This is a genomic window from Amycolatopsis sp. lyj-90 (assembly GCF_046549035.1).
Taxonomy (GTDB): Bacteria; Actinomycetota; Actinomycetes; order Mycobacteriales; family Pseudonocardiaceae; genus Amycolatopsis.
The window spans coordinates 421,539-444,891 of sequence record NZ_JAJPWP010000003.1 but is presented as its reverse complement, the minus strand read 5'-3'; the positions used below and the strand labels follow the sequence as shown (position 1 = coordinate 444,891).

Annotated in this window: 27 protein-coding genes and 1 tRNA gene; 13 read left to right on the top strand and 15 right to left on the bottom strand. The window is 68.3% G+C overall.

The annotated features are described in order from the left end of the window. Positions 1 to 62: 62 nt before the first annotated feature. On the top strand, positions 63 to 2,243 hold the full coding sequence (locus ACLJPX_RS13575; protein WP_410600387.1) for an MMPL family transporter: 2,181 nt from the start codon (positions 63 to 65) through the stop codon (positions 2,241 to 2,243). Then, positions 2,236 to 2,958 (top strand): class I SAM-dependent methyltransferase, encoded by a 723-nt coding sequence (locus tag ACLJPX_RS13570; RefSeq protein WP_410600386.1) that lies wholly within the window; start codon positions 2,236 to 2,238, stop codon positions 2,956 to 2,958. Before ACLJPX_RS13575 ends, ACLJPX_RS13570 begins: the two co-directional genes overlap by 8 nt. Here ACLJPX_RS13570 and ACLJPX_RS13565 read toward each other — a convergent pair. Then, entirely contained in the window at positions 2,955 to 4,328 is a 1,374-nt protein-coding gene (locus ACLJPX_RS13565; RefSeq protein ID WP_410600385.1) for a UTP--glucose-1-phosphate uridylyltransferase, read from the bottom strand. The two genes, ACLJPX_RS13570 and ACLJPX_RS13565, sit on opposite strands and share 4 nt — an antisense overlap. 72 nt (positions 4,329 to 4,400) lie before the next feature. Continuing rightward, positions 4,401 to 4,988, bottom strand: a complete 588-nt coding sequence (locus ACLJPX_RS13560; RefSeq protein ID WP_410600740.1) for a 5-formyltetrahydrofolate cyclo-ligase — start codon at positions 4,986 to 4,988, stop codon at positions 4,401 to 4,403. 218 nt (positions 4,989 to 5,206) lie between these two features. On the opposite strand from ACLJPX_RS13560, the gene glp reads away from it, so the two are divergent. The 5 genes from glp to ACLJPX_RS13535 all read left to right on the top strand — a co-directional run bounded on the left by glp (position 5,207) and on the right by ACLJPX_RS13535 (position 9,597). After that, positions 5,207 to 6,478, top strand: coding sequence for a gephyrin-like molybdotransferase Glp (glp, locus tag ACLJPX_RS13555; RefSeq protein WP_101610663.1), 1,272 nt, complete (start codon positions 5,207 to 5,209; stop codon positions 6,476 to 6,478). Continuing rightward, a complete protein-coding gene (locus tag ACLJPX_RS13550) occupies positions 6,478 to 7,149 on the top strand; it encodes a GNAT family N-acetyltransferase (RefSeq protein ID WP_410600384.1) in 672 nt (223 codons plus the stop codon). Before glp ends, ACLJPX_RS13550 begins: the two co-directional genes overlap by 1 nt. Before the next feature lie 162 nt (positions 7,150 to 7,311). Further along, positions 7,312 to 8,118 carry a gephyrin-like molybdotransferase receptor GlpR gene (gene glpR, locus ACLJPX_RS13545; RefSeq protein WP_410600383.1) on the top strand — a complete coding sequence of 269 codons (807 nt, stop codon included), beginning with the start codon at positions 7,312 to 7,314 and terminating at the stop codon, positions 8,116 to 8,118. A 70-nt stretch (positions 8,119 to 8,188) separates the two neighbouring features. Further along, a tRNA-Ala gene (locus ACLJPX_RS13540) sits at positions 8,189 to 8,261 on the top strand. 379 nt (positions 8,262 to 8,640) lie between these two features. Continuing rightward, a complete protein-coding gene (locus ACLJPX_RS13535) occupies positions 8,641 to 9,597 on the top strand; it encodes a hypothetical protein (RefSeq protein WP_410600382.1) in 957 nt (318 codons plus the stop codon). Between the two features lie 469 nt (positions 9,598 to 10,066). Here ACLJPX_RS13535 and ACLJPX_RS13530 read toward each other — a convergent pair whose 3' ends face one another. From ACLJPX_RS13530 to ACLJPX_RS13515, 4 genes are read right to left on the bottom strand one after another with little or no spacing between them, the layout of a single operon-like run. Further along, positions 10,067 to 11,320: an MFS transporter gene (locus ACLJPX_RS13530; RefSeq protein WP_410600381.1), complete on the bottom strand. Its 1,254-nt coding sequence runs from the start codon at positions 11,318 to 11,320 to the stop codon at positions 10,067 to 10,069. Beyond that, positions 11,317 to 11,664, bottom strand: coding sequence for a VOC family protein (locus ACLJPX_RS13525; protein WP_410600380.1), 348 nt, complete (start codon positions 11,662 to 11,664; stop codon positions 11,317 to 11,319). Before ACLJPX_RS13525 ends, ACLJPX_RS13530 begins: the two co-directional genes overlap by 4 nt. After that, entirely contained in the window at positions 11,661 to 11,819 is a 159-nt protein-coding gene (locus ACLJPX_RS13520; RefSeq protein ID WP_005163639.1) for a hypothetical protein, read from the bottom strand. Before ACLJPX_RS13520 ends, ACLJPX_RS13525 begins: the two co-directional genes overlap by 4 nt. A gap of 9 nt (positions 11,820 to 11,828) precedes the next feature. Next, the gene (locus ACLJPX_RS13515; protein ID WP_410600379.1) at positions 11,829 to 12,962 is read right to left on the bottom strand and encodes an MFS transporter; all 1,134 of its coding nucleotides are present in this window, start codon (positions 12,960 to 12,962) and stop codon (positions 11,829 to 11,831) included. A gap of 77 nt (positions 12,963 to 13,039) precedes the next feature. On the opposite strand from ACLJPX_RS13515, the gene ACLJPX_RS13510 reads away from it, so the two are divergent. Continuing rightward, entirely contained in the window at positions 13,040 to 13,597 is a 558-nt protein-coding gene (locus ACLJPX_RS13510; protein ID WP_410600378.1) for a helix-turn-helix domain-containing protein, read from the top strand. Between the two features lie 2 nt (positions 13,598 to 13,599). Here ACLJPX_RS13510 and ACLJPX_RS13505 read toward each other — a convergent pair whose 3' ends face one another. The 5 genes from ACLJPX_RS13505 to ACLJPX_RS13485 all read right to left on the bottom strand — a co-directional run bounded on the left by ACLJPX_RS13505 (position 13,600) and on the right by ACLJPX_RS13485 (position 16,838). Beyond that, positions 13,600 to 14,007, bottom strand: a complete 408-nt coding sequence (locus ACLJPX_RS13505) for a VOC family protein (protein WP_101613522.1) — start codon at positions 14,005 to 14,007, stop codon at positions 13,600 to 13,602. A 94-nt stretch (positions 14,008 to 14,101) separates the two neighbouring features. Next, entirely contained in the window at positions 14,102 to 14,389 is a 288-nt protein-coding gene (locus ACLJPX_RS13500; RefSeq protein ID WP_410600377.1) for a DUF1905 domain-containing protein, read from the bottom strand. A 5-nt stretch (positions 14,390 to 14,394) separates the two neighbouring features. Further along, a complete protein-coding gene (locus tag ACLJPX_RS13495; protein ID WP_410600376.1) occupies positions 14,395 to 15,777 on the bottom strand; it encodes a pyridoxal phosphate-dependent decarboxylase family protein in 1,383 nt (460 codons plus the stop codon). Next, a complete protein-coding gene (locus tag ACLJPX_RS13490) occupies positions 15,770 to 16,411 on the bottom strand; it encodes a class I SAM-dependent methyltransferase (protein ID WP_410600375.1) in 642 nt (213 codons plus the stop codon). The genes ACLJPX_RS13495 and ACLJPX_RS13490 overlap by 8 nt, the downstream gene beginning before the upstream one ends. A gap of 22 nt (positions 16,412 to 16,433) precedes the next feature. After that, on the bottom strand, positions 16,434 to 16,838 hold the full coding sequence (locus ACLJPX_RS13485) for a hypothetical protein (RefSeq protein WP_410600374.1): 405 nt from the start codon (positions 16,836 to 16,838) through the stop codon (positions 16,434 to 16,436). A 437-nt stretch (positions 16,839 to 17,275) separates the two neighbouring features. Here ACLJPX_RS13485 and ACLJPX_RS13480 point away from each other — a divergent pair, with 437 nt between their 5' ends. The 3 genes from ACLJPX_RS13480 to mscL all read left to right on the top strand — a co-directional run bounded on the left by ACLJPX_RS13480 (position 17,276) and on the right by mscL (position 18,856). After that, positions 17,276 to 17,599, top strand: coding sequence for an FmdB family zinc ribbon protein (locus tag ACLJPX_RS13480; protein WP_410600373.1), 324 nt, complete (start codon positions 17,276 to 17,278; stop codon positions 17,597 to 17,599). A gap of 115 nt (positions 17,600 to 17,714) precedes the next feature. After that, a complete protein-coding gene (locus ACLJPX_RS13475) occupies positions 17,715 to 18,356 on the top strand; it encodes an SAF domain-containing protein (protein ID WP_410600372.1) in 642 nt (213 codons plus the stop codon). Positions 18,357 to 18,451: 95 nt separating this feature from the next. After that, positions 18,452 to 18,856 carry a large-conductance mechanosensitive channel protein MscL gene (gene mscL / locus ACLJPX_RS13470; RefSeq protein WP_101610684.1) on the top strand — a complete coding sequence of 135 codons (405 nt, stop codon included), beginning with the start codon at positions 18,452 to 18,454 and terminating at the stop codon, positions 18,854 to 18,856. Between the two features lie 6 nt (positions 18,857 to 18,862). Here the strand turns inward: mscL and ACLJPX_RS13465 are convergent, their stop codons facing one another. Further along, positions 18,863 to 19,033 carry a hypothetical protein gene (locus ACLJPX_RS13465; protein WP_168214414.1) on the bottom strand — a complete coding sequence of 57 codons (171 nt, stop codon included), beginning with the start codon at positions 19,031 to 19,033 and terminating at the stop codon, positions 18,863 to 18,865. 3 nt (positions 19,034 to 19,036) lie between these two features. Next, on the bottom strand, positions 19,037 to 19,537 hold the full coding sequence (locus ACLJPX_RS13460) for a molybdenum cofactor biosynthesis protein B (protein WP_005155592.1): 501 nt from the start codon (positions 19,535 to 19,537) through the stop codon (positions 19,037 to 19,039). Between the two features lie 128 nt (positions 19,538 to 19,665). Here ACLJPX_RS13460 and ACLJPX_RS13455 point away from each other — a divergent pair, with 128 nt between their 5' ends. Then, positions 19,666 to 20,727: an NAD-dependent epimerase/dehydratase family protein gene (locus tag ACLJPX_RS13455; RefSeq protein ID WP_410600371.1), complete on the top strand. Its 1,062-nt coding sequence runs from the start codon at positions 19,666 to 19,668 to the stop codon at positions 20,725 to 20,727. A 72-nt stretch (positions 20,728 to 20,799) separates the two neighbouring features. Further along, positions 20,800 to 21,603, top strand: a complete 804-nt coding sequence (locus tag ACLJPX_RS13450) for an MBL fold metallo-hydrolase (RefSeq protein ID WP_410600370.1) — start codon at positions 20,800 to 20,802, stop codon at positions 21,601 to 21,603. Here the strand turns inward: ACLJPX_RS13450 and ACLJPX_RS13445 are convergent. Together ACLJPX_RS13445 and ACLJPX_RS13440 are read right to left on the bottom strand one after the other, a co-directional pair. Beyond that, complete coding sequence (locus ACLJPX_RS13445; protein ID WP_101610687.1) at positions 21,600 to 22,649, bottom strand: sensor histidine kinase; 1,050 nt, start codon at positions 22,647 to 22,649, stop codon at positions 21,600 to 21,602. The genes ACLJPX_RS13450 and ACLJPX_RS13445 overlap by 4 nt on opposite strands. Further along, positions 22,646 to 23,344, bottom strand: coding sequence for a response regulator transcription factor (locus ACLJPX_RS13440; RefSeq protein WP_101613523.1), 699 nt, complete (start codon positions 23,342 to 23,344; stop codon positions 22,646 to 22,648). Before ACLJPX_RS13440 ends, ACLJPX_RS13445 begins: the two co-directional genes overlap by 4 nt. Positions 23,345 to 23,353: the final 9 nt, after the last annotated feature.

Genomic DNA, 23,353 nt, shown 5'->3' with positions numbered 1-23,353 from the left:
GAAAGAAGAAGCAAAAACCTCGCCCGAGGCATCTCACTCCTTCACGCAAAGGACTGTAGTTCATGCTGCCCGAAAAGATCGCCGCCTGGTCCGTGCGGCACCGCGCGCTCACCCTCGTCGGCTGGGTCGCCCTCGTCCTCATCGCCCTGCTTTCGGGCCTGCTCCTGGACGGCGAAAGCCGCCGGAGCACCGATCCCGGCGAATCCGGCCGCGCGCAAACCGCCTTGAACGCCCAGAACACCTTCGACCCTTTACGCGAGAACGTCCTCGTCCAGGCGAAGGATCCCGGCTCTCCACCGTTCGCCGCGAACGACGAACTCCGGCGGGCGACCGACGACCTGGTCGCCACGCTCACCCGATCCGGCGCCGTCACCGAGGTCCGCTCGCCGCTGGCCGCCGACGGCGCCGAGCGGATCTCGGCCGACGGTGCGGCCGGTCTCGTCGGTTTCTCGATCGCCGGCGGGGAGAACGACCTTCGCCCGAACTTCGAGACGGCGGCCGCGCGGATCGACGTGGTCGCCGCCCGGCATCCGTCGGTCCGGCTGGGCCTGTCCGGGGATCTCAGCTTGTCGACCGTGGTCGACAAGGGCATCCGGGAGGACGTCAAACGCTCGGAATTCCTATCCCTGCCGATGACGCTGGTGATCCTGCTGATCGTCTTCGGGGCGCTCGTCGCGGCGTCGGTTCCACTGCTGCTGGCGGGCACGAGCGTCGCGGCGACGTTCGGGTTCCTCTCCGTCGTCGACGACTTCACCCCGATCAACAGCGCGACGACGGTGATCACCCTGCTCATCGGGATGGCGGTCGGCGTCGACTACTCGCTGTTCTTCCTCAGGCGGCAACGAGAAGAACGCGCACGAGGCCACTCCGTTGACGACGCGATCCGAATCTCGGCCAGGACGTCCGGGCACGTCGTGGTCGTCTCCGGGGTCACGGTCGTCCTGTGCGTGAGCGGGCTGGTGTTCACCAGCCTCGACAACTTCACCGGCCTCGCGATCAGCTCGGCGTTCGTGGTCGGCTTGGCCGTGCTCGGCGCGGTCACCGTGCTGCCCGCCTTGCTCTCCCTGCTGGGCGACAAGGTCGATCGCGGCCGGATTCCCTGGCTGGGCAAGCGGCGCACCGCCGCGGAGAACTCGCGGTTCTGGTCCGCGACGGCCCGCGCGGTCACCCGGCGGCCTTGGCTGTGGGGCGGGCTCGCGACGGCGCTGATGGTCCTGCTCACGCTGCCCGCGCTCGGCATGCGCCTGCAGGATCCGACACCGGCGGAGAGCCTGCCCCGGTCGATGGCGACGATCGACGCCGCCGTCCGCACCCAGGAAGCGTTCCCCGGCGTGGTGTACCCCGCCACGGTGGTGCTGACCGCCGAGAACGGCGGCCCGGTCGACAGCCCGGCACTGCGGTCGGCGATCACCGACCTCGAACGGCGAATCGGGGAAACCGAGGGCGTCCTGAACAAACCCATCGCGGTCGCGAACGTCGACGAAGCGGTGGTCGTCCGGGTTCCGCTGTCCGGCGCGGGCCGCGACCCGCGAGCCGATTCGGCACTGGCGAAACTGCGCACCGAGGTGCTGCCCGAAACCATCGGCAAGGTGGACGGCGTCGAGTACGCCGTGTCCGGCCGTACGGCGAACGCCCGCGACTTCGCCGACCGGGTCATCGACCGGATGCCCCTGGTCCTCGGTTTCGTGCTGCTGGCGGCGTTCGTGTTGCTGTTGCTGGCTTTCCGGTCCGTGGCGGTGGCGATCGTGTCGATCGTGCTCAACCTGCTGTCGATCGGCGCGGCCTACGGCGTGCTCACCTGCATCTTCCAGGACGGCCATTTCGCTTCCCTGCTGGGATTCACCCCGTACGGCGGGGTGGTCGGCTGGCTGCCGATGTTCATGTTCGTCCTGCTGCTCGGCCTGAGCATGGACTACCACATCTTCATCCTCAGCCGGATCCGTGAACACCGGGCGGGCGGCGCCGTCTCCGCGATCGTCCGCGGTACCGGCACCAGCGCGGGAGTGGTCAGCGGCGCGGCGGTGATCATGGTCGGCGTGTTCAGCGTCTTCATCACGCTGAGCGCGATCGAGTACAAGATGATGGGCGTCGGGATGGCGGTCGCCGTGCTGATCGACGCCACGCTGGTCCGCGGGGTGCTGCTGCCCGCCTTCCTCGCACTGCTGGGAGAACGGGCTTGGCGGACCGGCCGTAAATCCGTCGCCCCCGAACGGGTCCCGGAACTATCGTCACCGCATGCCTGACGCGCTCTTCGCCCACGCCCGGCTCGCACCGATCTACGACGCCTTCGACGGCTCTCGCGACGATCTGGACCATTACCTCGCCCTCATCGGCGAACTCGGGGCGAAGAGAGTGCTCGACGTCGGCTGCGGTACCGGCTGCCTGGCCGTGCTCCTCGCCGAACGCGGGATCGAGGTCGTGGGGGTTGATCCCGCCGAGGCGTCGCTGGAGGTCGCGAAGGCCAAGAAACCGGAAGGGAAGATCACCTGGATCCACGGTGACGCGAAGGCCGCGGGCGAGGCCGGCGCCGATCTGGCGGTGATGACCGGGAACGTGGCCCAGGTCTTCCTGACCGACGACGAATGGAGCCGGACCCTCGAAGGCGTCCACACCGCGCTCACGCCTGGTGGTCACCTGGTGTTCGAGATCCGGCGCCCCGATCGCCGGGTGTGGGAGGACTGGGCCGCCGACACCGCGCACGAGACCATCGACGTCCCGGGCGTCGGCGAGGTCGAGCAATGGCGCGAGGTCACCGAGGTGGACCTCCCGTTCGTCTCGTTCCGGTACAGCTACCGGTTCCCCGACGGGGAGATCGTCACCTCGGACTCGAAACTGTGGTTCCGCGAACGCGAAGACCTGGAATCCCTGCTGGCGGAACACGGTTTTCGCGTCCTGGACGTGCGGGACGCCCCCGACCGTCCAGGACGCGAGTACGTGTTCATCGCCCAGCGGGACTAGAGGGTTTCGCCGTCCGGAACGGTTTTCGGCCCGGCGATCTTCACGTCGCCCCGGATGACGACGTTCTTCCCGAAGGTGACGTCACCGTCCACTTCGAGGCTCGTGCACTCCTTGAGCGAAGGAGCGGAAGGGATCCGCGCGTCGAAGTCCGGCAGGAGCTTGTAGAACTCCTTGCTCAGCGAGACGACCGGCGGGGTGGTGGTGAACTCCGGGATCATCTCCCCGCCGTCGTCGAGCACGTACGCGTCGGAGCGGACGACGAGCAGGTCGTCCGTGGTCTTGACCGGCGCGAACCGGGTCCGCGGGATCTCGATCGCCCGCGCGCCCTCGACCGAGCCGATCGCCGCGCCCATCGCGGTTTCGAGCTGGATCACCGGCGTGCTGGCCGAATCGGCCGGATCGACGGTCTTCCGGTTCACGATCAGCGGCAGCAGCGGGGCGGCCGGGTCGGCGTCCTGCAGGGTCTTCAGCCGTTCGAGGTCGAACCAGATGTTGTTGGTGTTGAAGAAACGCCACTTGGCGACGTCGCCGAACGAGTCGTCACCGTCGGGCACCTGCGCGGATTCACGCAGGACGATCCGGCCCGCGCGCCGCGCGAGATGCCCGCCCTTGCGGTCGGCCGCGGTGCCGAGCACGGTCTCCATCGCGAACGGGATGTTCTCCTCCGCGAGCCAGGCGGCGATCCTGGAGTCCGGGAGCGCGCCGAGGTTGTCGGCGTTGGACACGAAACACCAGCGGATGCCCTGCGCCAGCAGCAGGTCGAGCATCCCGCTCACGGCGAGCGCGATGAAGATGTCGCCGTGCCCCGGCGGGCACCACTCGAGTTCGGGGTTCGCCGGCCACTCGGCGGGCTGCCCGTCGGCCGTGATCTTCGGTTCGCGCCCCTGCAGGAAGTCGGCCGGGATGACCTCGTCCGCGAGCTCGGGATACCTCTTCAACAACTCCAGCGAAGGCTCACGGGTGCCCGCAGAATTCATCAGGATCAGCGGAAGGCGCGCGTTGTACTTTTCGCGGGTCGAGAGCACCTGCATCGCGATGACGTCGAGGAACGTCTTCCCCGGTTTGATCTCCAGCAGTGATTTCGGGCCGGTGAGCCCCATGCTCGTGCCGAGCCCGCCGTTGAGCTTGAGAACGGCCGTGCGGTCCAGGACCCGGCGCGCTTCCTCGGCGTCCGGCTCGGGGAGATCCACGAGCCGGGAGATGTCATCCAGAGGTTCGAGTTCGTTTCCCGGCAATTCACCAGCACCGGGTTCGGACAGCTGCTCGAGACGCCTTCGCAGGGCCGCCAGTTCCATGGCGTGGGCCCCCGCGGAGCGCATTTTCGACAGCGTTCCGGCGAAACGATCGGACAGGTGCGCGTCAGAGCTCATTGTGCCCTTTCTGAACCACTGCGTCGGGGCGTCAGTGTATTACCGGCCGCGGAGCAGCACTTTGGTCCGGGGTCAGCACTCCGACTGTCCGGGCATTACCGGCCGCGGGACAGCCCCCTGGTCCGGGGTCAGCACTCCGGTCATCCGGACGTCGTGCGGTTCCGCGGGCAGGGCGCGCACGAGTTCGGCGTCCCGGACGACGGCGACCAGCGCGGCACCCGGCGCGGCGAAGGAGAGCGACCGGTCGTAATACCCGGCGCCCCTGCCGAGCCGGACGCCTTCGTCGTCGACGGCGAGCGCGGGGATCAGCACCAGATCGGCCGTCCCCAGCGTGTCGGGATCGAGCCGGCGACCGGTCGGTTCGAGCAGCCCGCGCAGCCGGCCGGGTCCGAGACTCCGAGGACCTTCGTAGGCGGCCCACTCCAGCGGCCCCGGCTCCGCGGGGACGATCGGCAGCAGCACACGTTTGCCCTGGTCGAGAAGTTGATCAAGGAGCTGCGGGGAGCCCGGTTCGGTGCCGAACGGGACATACGCGCAGACGACCTCACCCGGGATCCGAGCGGCCGCGACGGCCAGCGCCGCCGCCTCCCTGGCCCGCTTTTCCGACACCAGTGAACGCCGTTCGGCGGTTATCCGGGAACGCCACTCCGCTTTGCTCAGGTGTTCATTGCCGGGCTTGACCACGTGGCCAGGTTAGGCTTCACGCCTATGACAGGCGCAGCGACCACCCCGGCGGCACGGACCACGAGGAGCTTGCCCGATCGGGCGATTTCCACGGCTTCGGACCGCATCACTCCTGGTAACGGTGGTGAACTTCAGTTCACCGACGGGCCTTCATCGCGTGCCTGGTCGAACGAACGGATCGAGATCCCCCAGTCATGACGGAGCCCATCGCAGAAGCGGCAGAGACCGAAGACGCGGGACAGTTCCGTTCCGTCGAGGATCAGATCGCGCTGACCCTGGACGCCGCGGTCCGCCCGCGCCCGGTCCGGGTCGCCATCTCCGAGGCCCAAGGCCTCCTGTGCGCCGAAGAGGTCGTCGCCGAACACGCGCTGCCCGGTTTCGACCAGGCCGCCATCGACGGCTACGCGGTACGAAGCGTCGACGTCCGCACAGCGGGCCAGGAACCGGTGCAACTGCCGGTGGTCGGCGAGATCGCCGCCGGTTCACGTCAGCCGCGACGGCTGCAACCGGGCCAGGCCGTCCGCGTCGACACCGGCGCGCCATTGCCCACGCTCGCCGACGCCGTCGTCCCGACCGCGTACACCGACGGCCACCAGGCCAAGGTCACCGTGCACAAGTCGGTCCCGTCCGCGGGCTACGTGCGACGGACCGGCGAGGACGTGCAGATCGGCGACGTCGCCGTCCGCAAGGGCGACACCATCGGCTCGGCCCAGGTCGGCCTGCTCGCCGCAGTCGGCAGGGCGAAGGTCCTGGTCTACCCGCGGCCGCGGGTTTCGATCGTGTCCGTCGGCGACGAGCTGGTCGACATCGACCGCACCCCGTCGGTCGGGCAGGTCTACGACGTCAACTCCTACGCGCTGTCCGCGGCCGCGCGGGACGCGGGCGCCGAGGTGAGCCGCGTCGGCATCGTCCCCGGCGACCCGAAACGGCTGCGCGAGATCGTCGAAGGCCGACTGCTGATGTCGGAGATCGTCGTCGTCGCGGGCGGCGCCGGCGGAAGCGCGGGCGACGAGGTGCACGCGGCACTGTCCGACCTCGGCCACATCGACATGACCCGCGTCGGCATGCACCCCGGTTCGGTGCAGGGCTTCGGCAGGCTCGGCCCCGATTCGGTGCCGACGTTCCTGATCCCCGGCAACCCGATGAGCGCGCTGGTCGTGTTCGAGGTCCTGGTCCGCCCGCTCATCCGCGCCGCGCGCGGCACCCGCAACCCGCACCGCCGGATCGTCGGCGCGCGGCTGCTCTCCCCGATCACCTCGACCAAGGGACGCAAAGGCTTCCTGCGCGGGCAACTGCTGCGCGACGAGGGAAACGGCGAGTACCTGGTGCAGCCGCTCGGCACCTCCGGCGCGCACCTGCTCGCGTCGCTGGCCGAGGCGAACTGCCTGATCAACATCGACGAAGACCTCACCGAGGTCGCCGCGGGCGAGCAGGTCAAGGTGACCTTCCTGGCCCAGCGGGCGTAATGGGCGCACCGATTTCCGGCGTCGCGTATCCGATCGAGAGCAGGCATCCGGGCTGGCCCGCCAAACTGGGGCCGCTCCGGGTGCCCGCCGGCGTACTCTCCGTCCGGCCGGTCAGGCTGCGGGACGCCGGCGAGTGGAGCCGCGTCCGACTGAGGGACCGCGAGCACCTGGAAATGTGGGAACCGACCGGCGTCGGACCGTGGCCGGACCGCAACGCGTTCTGGTCGTGGCCGTCGCAGTGGATGGCCCTGCGGGGCCTCGCCCGGCGCGGACAGTGCCTCCCGTTCACCATCACGGTGGATGGACGCTTCGCCGGACAGATCACTGTGGGTAACGTCATCCGCGCTTCGCTCCGGTCCGCCTGGATCGGTTACTGGGTGTCATCGGACATCGTCCGAGGCGGCGTCGCGACCGGCGCCGTCGCCCTCGTCACCGACCACGTCTTCGACTTCGGCGGACTGCACCGACTCGAAGCGACCGTTCGCCCCGAAAACACCCCCAGCCTGCGGGTTCTCAACAAAGTCGGGTACCGGCAAGAGGGACTTTTCGAGCGCTATCTCGATGTCGCGGGCGGCTGGCGCGACCACTTTTGCTACGCCGTCACCAAGGAAGAGACCGGTGACGGACTGGTATCCCGGCTCGTCGCGAAGGGCCTCGCAGAGCGCGTTTGACCCCATCACCGAGTCGTTCCAGTGACCGCGTTACCACAAACTGTGAGATTCACCTAATTTGGTGATGCATTTTCCGTGATCGAAACCGGCGAGTCTGCGCGGCGTGTGTGACTGTTGTGGCTAGCGTGACTACAGCAGTGGATCGGGGGGAGGTGACGGGAGATGCCCAGTTCGGTGATCATCGTCGCGCTCGCAGCGGCATGGCTCGTCGTTCTCGTGCCCATGGTCGCTCGCAAGCGCCAACAGGTCGCGCGGACGACGGACTCGGCCTTGGCGGCGCGAGTCGTGCGGAGCGGGAGCACACGCCAAGAGGGACCGGAGGAGTTCGCCATGGCGGAGAACACGGAACCGTCGGTAGAAGACGACCTGGCCGAGCTCGAGGCGGAACTCGACGCCGACCTCGAAGAAGAGGAGCTGGAAGCCGAACCGCTTCCCCAGCCCTCGCGCGGGCCCCGCACCGAAAGGGAACGCCAAGGCGCCGGCTACCGGCCGGGCCGAGGCGGTTTCGACCCCGAGGCGGCGGACATCGCCGCCCGCGCCAAGTACGCGTTCCGGCAGCGGATCGTCATCGCGCTCCTGGTACTCGTGGTGACCACGGCGGTCGTCGCCGGCTTCCTGACCCCGACGGTCTGGTGGGCCAACGGTGTCGTCGACGCTGTTCTCATCGGCTACCTCGCGTACCTGCGCCGCCAGGTCCGCATCGAGAACGAGATCCGGCAGCGTCGCCTCGCCCGCTTCAACAACACCCGCGCCCCACGCCGGACGGCGGCCGACGACGAGTCCCACGACTCCCACGAGGACGTCGAAGTCGTCGCCGCCGAACGCCGGGACGTCGTGGAGCGCAAGCCGTCCCCGATGTCCCGCCTCCGGCGCCAGGCCGTCGTCGTCGACCTCGACGACGAGGACCCGGCCTTCCACGAGCTCGACGAGCCCGGGACCAGGCCTTTCCGCCGGGCCGCCGGAGAGTGACCCCCGCGTTCGGGGCTCCGTGAGCCACTGATAAGCTCATGGAGCCCTGAATGAGGGGCAAGTTTTACCAGGGGCTGTAGCGCAGTTGGTAGCGCGTCTCGTTCGCATCGAGAAGGTCAGGGGTTCGATTCCCCTCAGCTCCACAACACAGGTCATACCGGCACTAGGGTCGTGGTTCTCCGGAACTGCGACCCTAGTGCCGTTTCGGCGTCACCCCTTCAAGCGCGAGCGTCGGCTCCCTGCCGCCCAAGCCGACGAGAGGCCGAGATGACCATCCGCCCCAGCATCGAAGAATGAGGCGGCGCAGCTGAAACGCCACAGGGCAGGAAGTTTCACTTCCGTGACCTATCCGTTGCTTGAGCTGAAACAGGAATTTTCCAGTATAAATGAACTGCTTTCATTCGGCTGGCACGGAAAGATAACGCGCTGAACGCGGTGCGAAGCGTTACGAGAAACCGGGGAATCAGGTGAGAACTTCACCCGGTTGCACTAGCTGCCCGGCTCTGACCTGGCCTTACCCTGATGATCGATGTGACTGGCCAGGCTGCACGCCGGCCGCCGCCCGTTGGTTCTGGTACCAGGAGGGAGGCGAGACGAATGCTCAGGAGCTTCGTTATCTGGCTCGATTCGTACATCGCGCAGCGTGGAGCATCGGCCGTCATCGCGGGCTTGGTGGGCATAATGGCGTTTGCCGGCTTACTCGGAACTGTATTCGGCAGTCAGGTGGTTCGCGCCGGAGGCTTCACCGCGGTCGGACTTTTGATCGTAACGGGAATCTTGCTCATGCTGGCCGACCGGCGGCGGTTGCAACGAGAGTACGACATACACCGCGATCTGCTGACCAAGTACTGTGACTTCATCACAGACCATCGCCCAGAGCCACTCATCCTGGTCAGCGACTGGAGCCAGGACGTACACCTCAAACGCAACGGTGACGTACGAGAATTGATAACCATCAAGGCCACCGTACTGCGCGAGGATATTCACTTCCTGCGCTTCAAGGCAGGATGCGAATGGAACCAGCCAGAGCGGTACCGGAATAAAGTTAAGATTCGAGCGCGAAGCCTCAAGGTCAACGGTTCAGCCGGTCCGCATTGGAACGTCACCCGGTCCTGGCCGTCCGACAGGAAGATGCGGGTTCTCGTGCACTTGCACTCGCCTGTCCGACAAGGCCAAGAGATACGACTCGAAATGGAGCGACTCTGGCCGGCGAAGTGTAAGCCGCTGATGTGCGATTCGACAGTTGACAACTTCGTGTTCAGCACCACCAAGCTGATCCAGATCCAGAAGGTATGCTACCGCGTCATCCTCCCGAAGGGCTTCAGCGCGGTATATTGGCCGCTGGGGTTCGACGAAGAAGAGACCGCAGAGTGCGGCATCGAGGAAGAGACCGACCGGGATGGAAGAAAGAATTACATCCTCAAGGTGCGAGACCTCACGTCCTATGCCGAAGTCGGAATGCAGTTGGAGCTGGAGTGACTCGGGTCGGCCGTAAGCCACTCCAGCTCCAGGGAACTAGTTGTCGCCTTCGGAACCACCCATTAGACTCTCTCCTGCATTGATCTGGCATTCACGTAAGTAGCGAATACCGGGAGGCATACGATCAGATTCTCGACGTGCCACGGGGAGGAAAGCCCGGTTCGCAGCACGCGGGGACGTTATCGCAGTGAGCCTCCACTGTCCACAGTGAACACACAGCGTGTCGCGGCGTGAGCATGGACAATGCCGACTTCCGTCTGTCGATCGCCGCGCCTGAGCAGGTAGTCCCCCCTTGAACACCGTTCCGAAGCTACGGCGTGTGGATTGCCGTATGACTTTCGGTAGCCGTCCTTCCGTAATCCGCCCAGGAGTTCTCGCGAAACTGCCACAAAGGCCCGCGAGTCCTGGTCGCAGCATCGAGCACCCCCTGAAGCGTCTAGCGGCTAAGTCGCCTCAAGCCAACAAGTAGTTACGCCTCGCGGGCCAAGGAGCAAAGCGTAGCGATCGCGGCAGCGGCCAAGGCAACGGCGAACAGCACGTACGAGGCGAGCAGGCCGGTGCCCGTGGAACTCAGGGCGCCGCCGACGGCCCGGCCCAGTAGCTGCCCGACGCATTCCGCCGTGATGACGGCGGTGGCGAGTTCCGCGGCGGAGAAACCGCTGGAGCCCGCGGTCGTGGCTCTGATGTACAGGCCCGGATAGGCCAGCCCGACGCCGATTCCGGCGACGGTCCAAGCGGCGAGGACCACGGGGAACGAACCGCCGAAAGCGACGCAAGCGGTGCCGAGGGCGGTCAGACTCAAGCCCACGACGGGAAAATGCGCCGAGGTGAATCGGGTCGCGACGAGGCTGGTCACCGCCCAACCCAGGGGTGCTGCGCTCAGGACGATCGCGGCCTGGCCGAGGCTCACTTGCACCACGCTCGTCAGGAGCACGGTGATCAGGCTGTCCGCGCCGAAGTAGCCGATCGCGAACAGCACCATCGCGCCGAGCGCGGCGGGGGTTCCTGGGCGTAGGCGTGCGGTTCCGGCCGGCAGGATCGCGATCATCCCGACGACGGTGATCGCCGCCCCGGCGAGCGCGATCGGCCAGAACCCCTTGCTGAACACGACACACGCCGCGCCGAGCGGCACTGTCAGGGTCCGCAGCAGCGGGCGTGGCACCTCGGTGGAATCCCCGGAGCCTCGGGCGGCGCGCACGACCAGCAACCGTCCGAAAAGGACGAACGGCACCGGCAGCAGCAAGGTCCAGCGCCAGCCCACGAGATGTTCCAAGCCCAGCGTCGCGGCCGGGCCGACCAGGGCGGGAACGATCCACATCGCCGAGGACGCCGCGACCACGCGGATCCGCAGCCGGTCGTCGAGATGCCGGATCGCCGAGCTGATACCGAAAACCGCGAGGAGGCCGCTGGCGAGCCCGGCGGAGAACTGGCCCAGAGCGAACATCCACGCCGTCCGCGACGTTGCGGCCAGGAGGAGCCCGCCGAGGTAGGCGATCATCCCGGTTGCGAGGGTGCCGCGGGGACCCAGCCGGTGAAGGACCCGGCTTGCCAGGGGAAGCGCGACGAACAGGCCCAGCGTCGAGCCGGCGATCAGGAGTCCGAGGCTGTCCCTGGCGTCGAGATCGGCCGCGACGACGGGCAGCAGCGTGGAGGCGACGAAACCGGTCACCGCCGCCGCGAACTCGAGCGCGACGATGCCGACCGCCAGCCGGAGCCCTGTCACGTGTAGAGATCTCGCTCGTACAGGTTGAGCTGCACCCAGACGCCGTCGGGATCCTGGACGCGCATCGAGTACCCGAAACCTTCGTCCATCGACGGACCCGGCTCGAATCCGGCCGCCCGCAGGCGTTCCGCGACGTCCTCCAGCGGTTCCGCGACCTCGAAGGCCAGTTCGCAGCGGCCCGCGTCCTCACCCGTCGATTCGTGGATGGCCAGCATCCCGCCCTCGGCGGGCATCTCGACCCAGCCACCGGGCCGTGACACTGAGCCGGTCCGCAGGCCGAGCGCTTCGTAGAACCGCGTCATCGCCGCGACGTCCGAGCTGTAGCGGATCGGCATGACCTTCATCGTTCGCGTTCCTCACTGGTCCGCAGGTAGTCCTCCAGCACCCGTTCGACGAACGACGAGAGCGACTCGTCGGCGTCGACGGACGCGTGCTTCACCCGCTTGATGAGGTCGGGCGGCAGATAGACGTTGAATTGCCGTTTCTCGACCTGAGCCATGCTCGCATGCTAGCAAACGAGCACAAGGGGCACCGTGACCAGCGCCAGGGCCGCGCCGATCCACGGGATGGCGGTCAGCGAGGCGCCCAGGTTCAGTGCCCCGGCGGCGAAGCCCGGGGTGAGGCTGATGCCCAGTTGGAAGGCCGAGACCGTGGTGGCGCCGGCGAGGGTCGGGGCGGAACCGGCGATGGCGAACACCCGCCCGTAGAGCGCCGGGTTGAGTACGAAGGCTGCGACCCCGAGCAGGAAAACCACGGGCACGACAACCCAGACCGAAGTGGTGAATACGGCGAGCAGCACCGAGAAGACCGCGATGCCGAGGACACCGCCGAGAAGCGCGTGGTGCGGCCGTTTGTCGGAGATCCGGCCGCCGACCGACAATCCCGCGAAGGCGCCGATGCCGAACAGTGCCAGGACGGCGGGGATCCAGACCGCGGGAAGGACGTCCTCCAGCATCGCCGCCAGGTAGTTGAAGGAAACCATGTACGAAGCGGTGCTCAGGATCGTGACGGCGTAGACGCCCCACAGCCGCCAAGAGCGCATCGCGCGCACTTCGCCCGAAAGGTTCGGGGCCGCGGACGCGGTGGCAGGCAGGCCCACGGCGCAGGCGACCACACCCAAAGCCGTAAGCGCCACGACGCCCCAGAAGCCGCCGGTCCAGTCGGTGAGGTTGCTGAGCAGGGTGCCCGCCGGTCCCCCGGCCACCATGGCGACGCTGAGCCCGGCGACGACGACGCCCGAAGCGCGCGCGTTGCGGTCGGGGGTCACCAGGCTGATCGCGGTCACGGCGGCGACCGCGAAGAAGCCCGCGTAGGCGAGACCGGCGACGAACCGGGTGATCAGCAGGACGAGGTAGTCGTCGGCGAGCAAGCCTGACGCGATCGACGCGGCGAAGACGAGTTGCGTGGTCATCAGCGCCGTTCGCCGTGGCCACTTCAGGCTGAGCACGGCGAAGGGCGGGCCGCCAAGGACGACGCCGAGGGCGAACGCGGTGATGAGCGCTCCCGCGGACGACAGGGAGACGCCGAGGTCGGCGGCGGCCGAGGGCAGGACGCCTGCCATCAGGAATTCGGCGCTCCCCATGGCGAACAGGCTGAAAGCGAGCAGGTAGACGCCGGTAGGGAGTCGCTGGGTTTCGGTCATGGCGCCAGCATCGGCAGCGTCTGGCTGTTTCGGCAAAGAACTTTGCCGGAATCGGGACGAGCTGCTGTGCTGGCGGCATGGAGAACCAACCCGCCGTCGCCGCGGCGATCGAGCTGATCGCACCCCGGCTGCGGCGCGCACGCTCGAAGAAGGGGACGACGCTGGTGGAGCTCAGCCGCGCCACCGGCATCTCCACCAGCACCCTGTCCCGGCTCGAATCAGGGCAGCGCAAGCCGAGCCTCGAACTGCTCCTGCCGGTCATCGCCGCGCTGGGCCTGCGCGTCGACGAGATCGTGCCCTCACCGAGGGTGCTCGAACCGCCCGAGGACGGCCGGGTTCTCATCCCGCTCACCCGGCACGAGGACGGGCCCCGCGCCTACAAGATGACGATCCCGCCCGGCGACGACGAACCCCGGACGCGGACGCACCCTGGCCGAGAGTGGCTCTACGTGCTGCGCGGCAGGCTTCGGCTGGTGCTCGGCGACCAGGACGTCGTGCTCGGCCCCGGCGAGGCGGCCGAGTTCGACTGCCGGACGCCGCATTGGTTCGGCGCCACCGGCCGCGGGCGGGTGGAGGTGCTCAGCCTCTTCGGCAAACAAGGTGAGCAGATCCATGTCCGCGCCCGCACCCGGTGACGTCAGACGCGCTGCTGGATACGGATCAGGTTCCCGGACGGGTCGCGGACGGCGCCGTCGCGCAGGCCGTACGGCTGGTCGGTCGGCTCCTGGATGACCTCGGCGCCCGCCTCCGCAAGCTGCTTGAAGAGGCCGTCGAGGTCGTCCGAGGAGAACAGGATGCCCGCGTAGGTGCCCTTGGCCATCATCTCGCTGATGACCCGGCGCTCGTCGTCGGTGATACCGGGGTCGACGGCCGGCGGGTGCAGCACGATCGACACGGGCTGTCCCGGCGGGCCGACGGTGAGCCAGCGCATCCCGTCGTAGCCGACGTCGTTGCGCACCTCGAAGCCCAGGAGATCGCGGTAGAACGCCAGTGCGGCTTCGGGGTCGGTCTGCGGGAGGAAGCTTCCGTGAATGCTGATGTCCATGGCGATCACGCTAGGTGAGGCCGGTATCCGGCGCTTCTCGATTCCTGATCGGTCGGGTCACCGTGACGAGTGAGCGGTCCTTCTGTCGCGAGAGCTAGGAAATCCGCTTGGTGAGATGCACGGTGACCTGGTCTCCGATCTCCTTCCGGATCACCTTCCGGAAGGGTTTGCGCAGCGGCATCATGTGGACGCCGCCGCCGATCGGCAGCATGCTCACCTCGTAGTCGTGGCCGTCGACGGTGCCGCTGACCTTGACGGCTTTGCCGGTGCCGAAGAACTCCGCGGAGTCCGGCATGTTCACACACGGCCAGCCGCTGTTCGAGTCGGGAACGACCTCGGCCGTGAAAGTCACGTCGATGTCCTGCGGTGTCTTGTCAGCCATACTTTTCAGTTCTTCCTTGTCGTGTTTCCCGCGACTCTGCCCAGGGCCGCCTGAATCGCGGCGACACCGCGATCGACGTCGGCTTCGGTGGTAGTCCAATTGGACACGGAGATGCGCATCAGCCGTCGGCCGCGCCAGGTGGTCGCGCCCATCCAGCACTCGCCGGAGCGCTGGACGGCCTCGATCACCTTGTCCGTGTCTTCGCCGAAGCTGACGAGGACCTGGTTCAGCACGACGTCGTTGACGATGGTGACGCCTTCGCTCTTCGCGAGTTGCCCGGCGAACCTGCGTGCCAGCGCGCAGCAACGCTCGACCAGTTCGGCGACCCCCGAGCGGCCCAGCTCGCTGAGTGCCGCCCACGTCGCGAACCCGCGCGCCCGGCGGGAGGACTCCGGCACGAAGTCGCCCGGCGCTCTCACTCCGCCGTTTCCCTGGCCGGTCAGGTAAGCGGCCGTGAGCGACATCGCGGCGACGTGGGACTCGGGATGGGCGCAGAAGGCATAACCGCTGTCGTAAGGGACGTTGAGCCACTTGTGCCCGTCGACCGCCCAGGAGTCGGCCGCTTTCACCCCGGCGGTCAGGTGCTCGAGTGAGGGAGTGGCGGCCGCCCAGAGCCCGAACGCGCCGTCGACATGGACCCACGCGCCCCGCTCGTGGGCGATTTCCGTCGCTGCGGCGAAGTCGTCGAAGGCACCGGTGTTCACGTTCCCGGCCTGAAGGCAAACGATTGCGGGACCGTCGAGGGTGCGCTCGAGGTCGGCGACGTCGATGGCGCCTTGGCCGTTCGTGCGTACCGGCCTGACGGAGTCGGTCCCCAGGCCGAGTAGCCGCAGGGAGCGGTCGATCGTCGCGTGGCGTTCCTCGCCGGCCACCACCGTGAGCGGCGGCGCCCCGTGCAGTCCGCGACGCTCGACGTCCCATCCTGCCCGCGCCAGCACGTGATGACGGGCGGCGGCCAGGCAGACCGTGTTGGCGCCCTGGCCACCGGTCACGAATCCGAAGGAGGCGCCGGACGGCAGGCCGAGGACGTCCTTGAGCCACTCGCCCGCCACCTCCTCGACGATCGCGGCGGCAGGCGAGGTGACCTGGTTGAAAGCACCCTGGTCCCAACCGGCCGTCAGCATGTCGGCGGCCGTCGCGGCTTCGAGCGCGCCGCCGGTGACGAATCCGAAGTACCTCGGCCCGGTGGTCGCCACCAGCGCGGGCTCGACGGCGTCGGCGAGCCGCCGGATCACGTCGGCGGGCGGGGTGGGCTTTTCGGGCAGCTCGCCGAGCTTTCCCCGGACGCCCGACGTGTCGTCCGGGAAGACCGGAGCGTCGGCCACACTTTCGCGGTAGTCGGCCACGCGGGCAGCGACGTCGGCCAGGAGATCTCGCAGCTCACTCATCCGACGGCTCTCTTTCGATCGTCGCGAACCAGGCAGGAGCGCCGTTCTCGTCGTGGAACCCGGTCCGGACGCGCTCCTTCTCGATGGTCTTCACGCGCCATCCTTCACCGAAGGGCTTTGTCAGCGCCTCACGTTTTACGGGATGAGGTCCGGCGTTCTCGCCCTCGCTGAAACACAGGATGTACAGCGTCCCCTTGGTGACCGCTTCGAGGCTCTTGACGTAGGCCAGGCGCTCATCGGCGTCGAAGGCGTGGAAAAGCCCGCAATCGAGCACCGTGTCGAACCGCTGTCCGAGTCGCTCCAGGTGAAGCGCGTCCGCCGTCGTGAACTCGGCCTCGAGCCCACGCTCGACCGCCTTCCGGCGTGCTCTGCTCAACGCGGTCTCGGCGACGTCGACGCCCAGCACGGGAAGCCCCCGTGACGCGAGGTGAAGCGCGTTCTCGCCGGACCCGCAGCCCGCGTCGAGCACCTTGCCGGTGAACCGTGGCGCCGCCCGGACGACGGCGGGCTGGGGTCCGCCGAAGTCCCAGGGGGCGGGGCCCTCGTGGTAGGAGGCGTCCCAGGGCCGGCCCGTCATACGCTCGTGACTGGTCGGGTTCCTGCCGCCGAACGGATCTTCGGTTCGCTCCGGCATGGTGGTCTCCTTCACTCAGGACTCAACCGCCCGCGGTCGCGCCCTTCCCTTTGCCTCCGATCAGCTGACTCACCCGCTGAGGGGTCAAACCCAGCACCGCGGCGATCTCCCGCCCCGACAGACCGGATGTTCCGAGTTTCTTTGCCACCTCACGCTGTTTCGCCGCGGCCTCGCGTTGCCTGCGCTCCGCGTCCCGCACATCGGCGCGAGCGGACCTGACCTGCTCCGCGAGCTTGGCGTCGAGCTGAGGCACGACATCCACATCGAAGGAGTTTTCGTCTTCGATGTCGAGAGCGAACGCGATGTACTCGCGGGCGACAGCCTCCGCCTTGGACAAGGTGCTCGCCTGCGTGACGCCGACGCCGTCGACATGAAGTTCCCACCCGCGCTTCCAGCGCTTGGCCAAGACGACGTAAGTGTCGGTCATTGCAGCCACCCCTTCGGTAGACACGCGAGCTTCTTCATGACGTCGTCCACGACTCCGGGGGAGACGTTCTTGTGATTGGGCACGATCGCTTGGTGCCGACCGCACGGACAAGCCCACTTCTCAGACTTCCCCGAGTCGATTTGTGACCACAGTCTTCATCGAGAAGCGCCCGCCGCACGTCTCGATACTTCATCGCCTTCACCACGCAGAATAATCTAGGCCCCCTAGATGAGCAAGATCCAGGGGGCCTAGATTTATTGACCCGGTCAGGTGACGATCAACCAGGCAAAGCCGATCCAGATCCAGCACGGCACAAGTGGCGTGACCAGGGCATCATGTGACCTTGGGAAACCTTGTTTGACCAGCGCCGGAATGCGCCGGTACCGTGTTGTGTTAGCACTCATGTCGGCTGAGTGCCAATGCACGAAGGAGCAGCAGTGCCCACCTACCAATACGCCTGCAAGGAATGCGACCACGCTTTCGAGGCCGTGCAGTCGTTCTCCGACGCGAGCTTGACCGTGTGCCCGCAGTGCTCAGGGCCGCTTCGCAAGGTCTTCAGCTCGGTCGGCGTGGTCTTCAAGGGCAGCGGGTTCTACCGCAACGATTCGCGCGACTCGAAGGCCAACACGACCTCGACCTCGGCCAAGACCGAGTCCAAGTCGGAGAGCAAGACCGAGTCGAAGACCGAGTCCAAGTCGGAGACGAAGAGCTCGGCATCCTCCTCCACGGGTACGACGAAAACGGCCGCCGCCGCTTCCTGACGTCCCGAGTTGTCCACAGGCCCCCGGTTATCCACAGCCGGGGGTTTTCGTTCTTCCCGGGTACCGCACCGGCCCCTAGCGTCGAGATCATCACCGATCGACGAGGGGGAATCCCGTGCTCCACGATCTGCCCGTCCTGCGAAGACTTCAGGGCAGGCCGGCGCGCCTGCTCCGCCGCTGGCTGGCCCTGTCCCTGCTGCTCAGCGGCCTGGTCGTCCTCTTCCTGCCCGACTCCGCCCGGGGCACGCCCGGCACCGCGACCGTGGTCTCCGCCCGTGACCTCCCCGCCGGGACCCTGCTACGCGCCGGGGACCTCAAGCTCGTCGACCTTCCGGACGACATCCGTCCACAGGGCGCCACCGCCAGTCCCGCGTCGGCCGAGGGGCGGATGCTCGTCGGGGCGGCGCGGGCCGGTGAGCCGCTGACCGACGTCCGGCTGGTGGACACAGCCATCCCCGGAACGGGTGATCCAGAGAATTCAACTGTCCCGGTGAGGCTCGGCGACGCCGGTGTCGCCGAGTTGCTCAGGCCGGGTCAACGGGTCGATGTCGTCGCGGCCGCCGAGGCCGGACGAGAGGCGTCTGTGCTGGCCAGCATGGCCATCGTGGCGGCTGTCGGCGCGCAGGGAACCGGTGAGCCGAGAGCTCCCGGCGCCGGGAGCAAGGGACCTTTGGTGCTGCTCTCCCTGCCCTCCGCGATCGCGACACGGGTCGCCGCCACTTCGCTGGAACGGTCCATAACGGTTACCCTCCGCTAGCTCGCGCCTGCCACCGGTGGCGGCGGGCGCCTGCGTCCCCCCGGTACGGAAAAAGGGACGGTCGGCGAACCGTCCCAGGTGAAGAGGAGTGCGACTTGCTCAAGGGTTTCAAGGACTTCCTGATGCGCGGGAACGTCGTCGATCTCGCGGTCGCGGTGGTCATCGGCGCCGCGTTCACATCGATCGTCACGGCCTTCACGACCGGCCTGATCAAACCGCTGATCAACACCATCGGCGGTTCGGACGCCGCCAAGGGGCTGGGGTTCAACATCCTCAGCGCGAACGACGCCACGTTCCTCGACTTCGGTGGCGTGATCAACGCGGCGATCAACTTCGTGCTGGTCGCCGCCGTCGTCTACTTCGTGATCGTGCTGCCGGTCAAGCACGTCCAGGAGCGGCGTAAGCGCGGCGAAGAGGCTGGCCCGGCGGAGCCGACCGACGTCGAGCTGCTCACCGAGATCCGCGACCTGCTGCGCGCGCAGCAGAACCGCCAGGGCTGACCCGGATCACCGGTCGTGATGAGGCGGCCGGTTCTCCAGGTACCACGAGTCGGAGTCCGGGGCGCGCTGCCCCGGCTCTCGCTCGTCGGAAGTCGTGTCCGGCAGGACGTCGCCGAAGATCTCGTCGACCCGGCGTTGGGCGGCCGCGGCAGGGCGCTTGTCTTCGTCGTCCGCCAAAGGTCAGGCCTCTTCGAGTCCGGAAAGCTCGTCGATCACGTACGGCACCAGCGACGAGAGCGTCGCCATGCCGTCGCGGACGGCCGCGCGCGAGCCTGCGAGGTTGACCACCAGCGTGCTGCCGGAGACCCCGACGAGCCCGCGGGAGATACCCGCGTCCACCGCGCCCGCGGCCAGACCGGACGCGCGCAGTGCCTCGCCGATGCCCGGGATCGGACGGTCGAGCACACCGGCCGTCGCGTCGGGCGTGCGATCGCGCGGGGAGACCCCGGTGCCGCCGACGGTGATCACCAGATCGGCGCCACCGATCACGGCGGTGTTGAGCGCGTTGCGGATCGCGGCCGTCTCGGCCTCGACCACCACGACGCCGTCGACGATGAACCCCGCCTCTTCGAGCAACTCCGTGACCAGCGGTCCCGTGTTGTCCTCGTGTTCGCCGTGGGCGACACGGTCGTCCACGATGACCACCAGTGCGCGGCCCAGCCGTTGTGCGCTCCGTTCCATAGGCACACCGTATCCGGTTTCGGCTGATCTTCGCTCCCGCGGTGTCGCAGGCCATGAGTTGTGACGATTCCCTGACGTGAGCCGCGGATCCGGGGCCGTCGCCGTAGATCCCCCTTAGCGTCGGGAAGGTGCGAACACTCGTAACCGGCGGGGCCGGGTTCATCGGCTCCCATATCGCCGATCTGCTGTCCGATCAGGGCCACGAGGTCGTCGTCCTCGACAACCTCCTGCGCACCGCCCACGGTTCGTCGCGGCCGCCCGGGTACACCGGACGGCACCGGTTCCTGCGCGGCGACGTCACCGACACGGAGCTGGTCGCCGAGCTGCTGGACGGCGTCGACACGGTCTGCCATCAGGCGGCCGTCGTCGGGCACGGCGTCGATCCGTCCGACGCGCCGTCGTACGCGCTGAACAACGACTACGGGACGGCCGTACTGCTCGCCGCGATGCACCGCGCCAAGGTCCGGAAACTGGTGCTCGCCTCGTCGATGGTCGTCTACGGCGAAGGCCGCTACGAATGCCCCATCCACGGGATCGTCCCACCGTCGCCGCGGAAACAGTCCGATGTGGACGCCGGCTGCTTCGAGCCCGCGTGCGCGGATTGCGGCGCCGAACTCGACTGGCGGCTGGTTCCCGAGGACGCGCCGTTGCGGCCGCGAAGCACCTACGCGGCCACCAAGCTCGCGCAGGAACATCTGGCGGCGGCGTGGGCCCGGCAGACCGGCGGAACGGTCTGGGCCATGCGCTACCACAACGTCTACGGGCCCCGGATGCCGCAGAACACCCCGTACGCCGGTGTCGCGTCGCTGTTCCGGTCCTCGCTCCTGCGTGGCGAGGCACCGACAGTGCTGGAAGACGGCAAGCAGCAGCGAGACTTCGTGCACGTCCACGACGTCGCGAGGGCGAACGTCCTCGCGCTGGAAACCGACGGCCCCGAAGGCGACCTGACGCCGCTGAACATCTGTTCCGGGCAGCCGCACTCCGTCGGCGAACTCGCCGAAGAGCTCGCGAAGGCCTGCGAGGGACCGGCTCCGAAGATCGCCGGTGGCGCGAGGCCCGCCGACGTCCGGCACGTCGTCGCCGATCCGGCCCGCGCCCGGCGGCTGCTCGGCTTCACCGCGCGAACCGGTTTCGCCGAGGGCATCGCCGGGTTCGCCACCGCTGAGCTGCGGGAACCGGTCGGTCTCTGAAACCGGGAACAGACCGCACCCCCGGCCGGTTGTCGTTCCCGGCAACGGAATCGGCTTTTTTTGGGGGTTTTGGTGGGCATCACCGTCGGAGACATCGAGATCGAAGCGCTCGGGGACGGCCTGCTCCGGCTGCCGCTCGCGTTCTTCCCCGGTCTCGACCCGGACGCCCACCCGGACGTCTTCGACGAGGACGGCACCGTGCACGTCCCGACCGGCGCGTACCTGATCCGCGGCGGCGGCCGCACGATCCTCGTCGACACCGGCCTCGGCCCGCGCGAGTTCGCCTTCCCCAAGGGAATGACGCCCGCCAAGGGCGACCCCACCCCGCCGATGGGCACCGGTGGCGACCTCGCCGCCGCGCTGGACAAGGCGGGCTGCCCGATCGACGAGATCGACACCGTCTTCCTCACCCACCTGCACAACGACCACATCGGCTGGATCGCCCCCGAAGGCGACCTGACCTTTCCCGGCGCTCGGGTCGTCTTCGGGCAGCTCGACTGGGAAGCTCTGATCGAGCCCACCGGGACCGGCGAATGGAGTCGCGCCGGCATGGAGACCGCCCGCGCCGCGGGCCTGACCGAGGCGATCAGCGGCGACGACGTCGAGATCGCGCCCGGGATCGTGGCGCGGCACGCCCCCGGCCACACGCCGGGCCACTACGTCCTCGACATCACCGCGGACGACGAGCGCCTGCTGCTGCTCGGCGACGTCCTGCACACGCCCGCGCAGCTGGCGGACACGCGCGTGAGCTTCCTCGGCGACGTCGACCCGGACCTCGCGCTCCGCACCCGGCAGCGGTTCCTCGCCGAGGCGGAAGAGACCGGCGCGATCATCGCGCCTGCCCACTTCCCGGACATGGGTTTCCTGCGGTTCTAGGGCATGGCCAACGGCAGCCGGACCTCGAACCGGCATCCCGGACCGTGATTGCGGACGCCGATCCGGCCGCGATGCGCCTCGACGAGCCCCTTCGCGATCGCCAGCCCGAGTCCGCCGCCGCTCGCCAATCCGCCGCGTTCGGGGGTCCGCGCCGTCGTCCCGCGGAACGCGACGTCGAAGACCCGGCCGATCTCGTCGTCGGGGATCCCGCCGCAACCGTCGGAGACCGCCAGCAGCGCCTCGCCGCCTTCGATACCGATCTGGACCGCGACCGTCCCGTCCGGCGGGGTGTGCCGCACGGCGTTGGACACCAGGTTGCGCACGATCCGCGCCAGTTCCGGATCGCTGCCGGAGACGACCGGCCAGACGTCGGCGTTCTCGACCATCCGCACGCGTTTCTGCTCGGCGAGCGGCGCTTGCGCGGCGACGGCGTCGCTCACGACATCCCGTAGCGGCACGGAGGCCATGGTCAGTCGCAGGGCGCCCGCGGTGATCCGGGACAGCTCGAACAGATCCCCGACCATGCCGGACAGCCGCGTGGTCTCGCCGCTGATCCGCCGCGCGTACCCGGTGACCTCGATCGGTTCGGCGACGACGCCGTCCGCGACGGCCTCGGCCATCGCCTGGATCCCGGCCAGCGGGCTTCGCAGGTCGTGGCTGATCCACGCGACCAGTTCACGCCGCGACGCCTCGGCCGCGCGCTCCCGTTCCCGCGCCTCCCGCTCCCACACGCTGCGGCGCGCGATCGCGCGGCCGAGCACGAGTGCCGCGGGCACCGTCACCAGCGCGACCAGCAGGCAGACGAGCGTCATCGTGGTCAGCGCGGGGGTGAACATGAACCCGCTGATCCCGAGCACCGCGATCAGCGTCGCGAGCACCGGGATCAGCACGAGGATCGTCATCGTGCTGGCCAGGGAACCGCGCCTGAGCAGGTACAGCGCCAGCCCGCCGAGCAGCACCACCGGCACCGCGAACATCAGCGCGAACGGCAGGATGTGCCAGGCGTGCGCCAGCATCTCGCCGAACGACTCGCCGGAGCCGATCACGGCCGCACCGGGTCGTACCGGTAGCCGACGCCCCAGACGGTGGCGACGCGGACGGGTTTCGCCGGATTCCGCTCGATCTTCTCCCGCAACCGTCTCACGTGGACGGTCACGGTGGACTGGTCGCCGAAGTCCCAGCCCCAGACCTTCTCCAGCAGATCGGCACGCGAGAACGCCACGCCGGGATGGGCGAGGAAGAACGCGAGGAGGTCGAATTCCCGGCTGGTCAACGGAAGTTCGGTGCCCCCGAGGGTCGCCTGCCGCGCGGTCATCTGCAGCGAAAGGTCCCCGTCGGTGACCTGACGGGCCGCCGGTTCCGGCCGCGGCATCCGGGCCCGCCGCAGGACCGACGCCACCCGCAACGCGAGTTCCTTGGGGCTGAAGGGTTTCGTGACGTAGTCGTCGGCGCCGAGCTGGAGTCCGGCGATCCGGTTCTCCTCCTCGCCGAGCGCGGTCAGCATCACCACCGGCACCTGGCTCACCTGCCGCAGCCGCCGGCACACCTCGAGCCCGTTGAGCCCGGGCATCATGACGTCGAGCACCACGAGGTCCGGGCCGGTCTCGGAGAACAGCCGCAGCCCCTCGGTGCCGTCCCCGGCGACGTCGACATCGAAGCCCGCGACCTCCAGATACCGCCGGACGACGTCCCGGACGGTCTCGTCGTCGTCGACCACGAGCACCCGGCCCTGCTCTGTCATGAAGCCCAC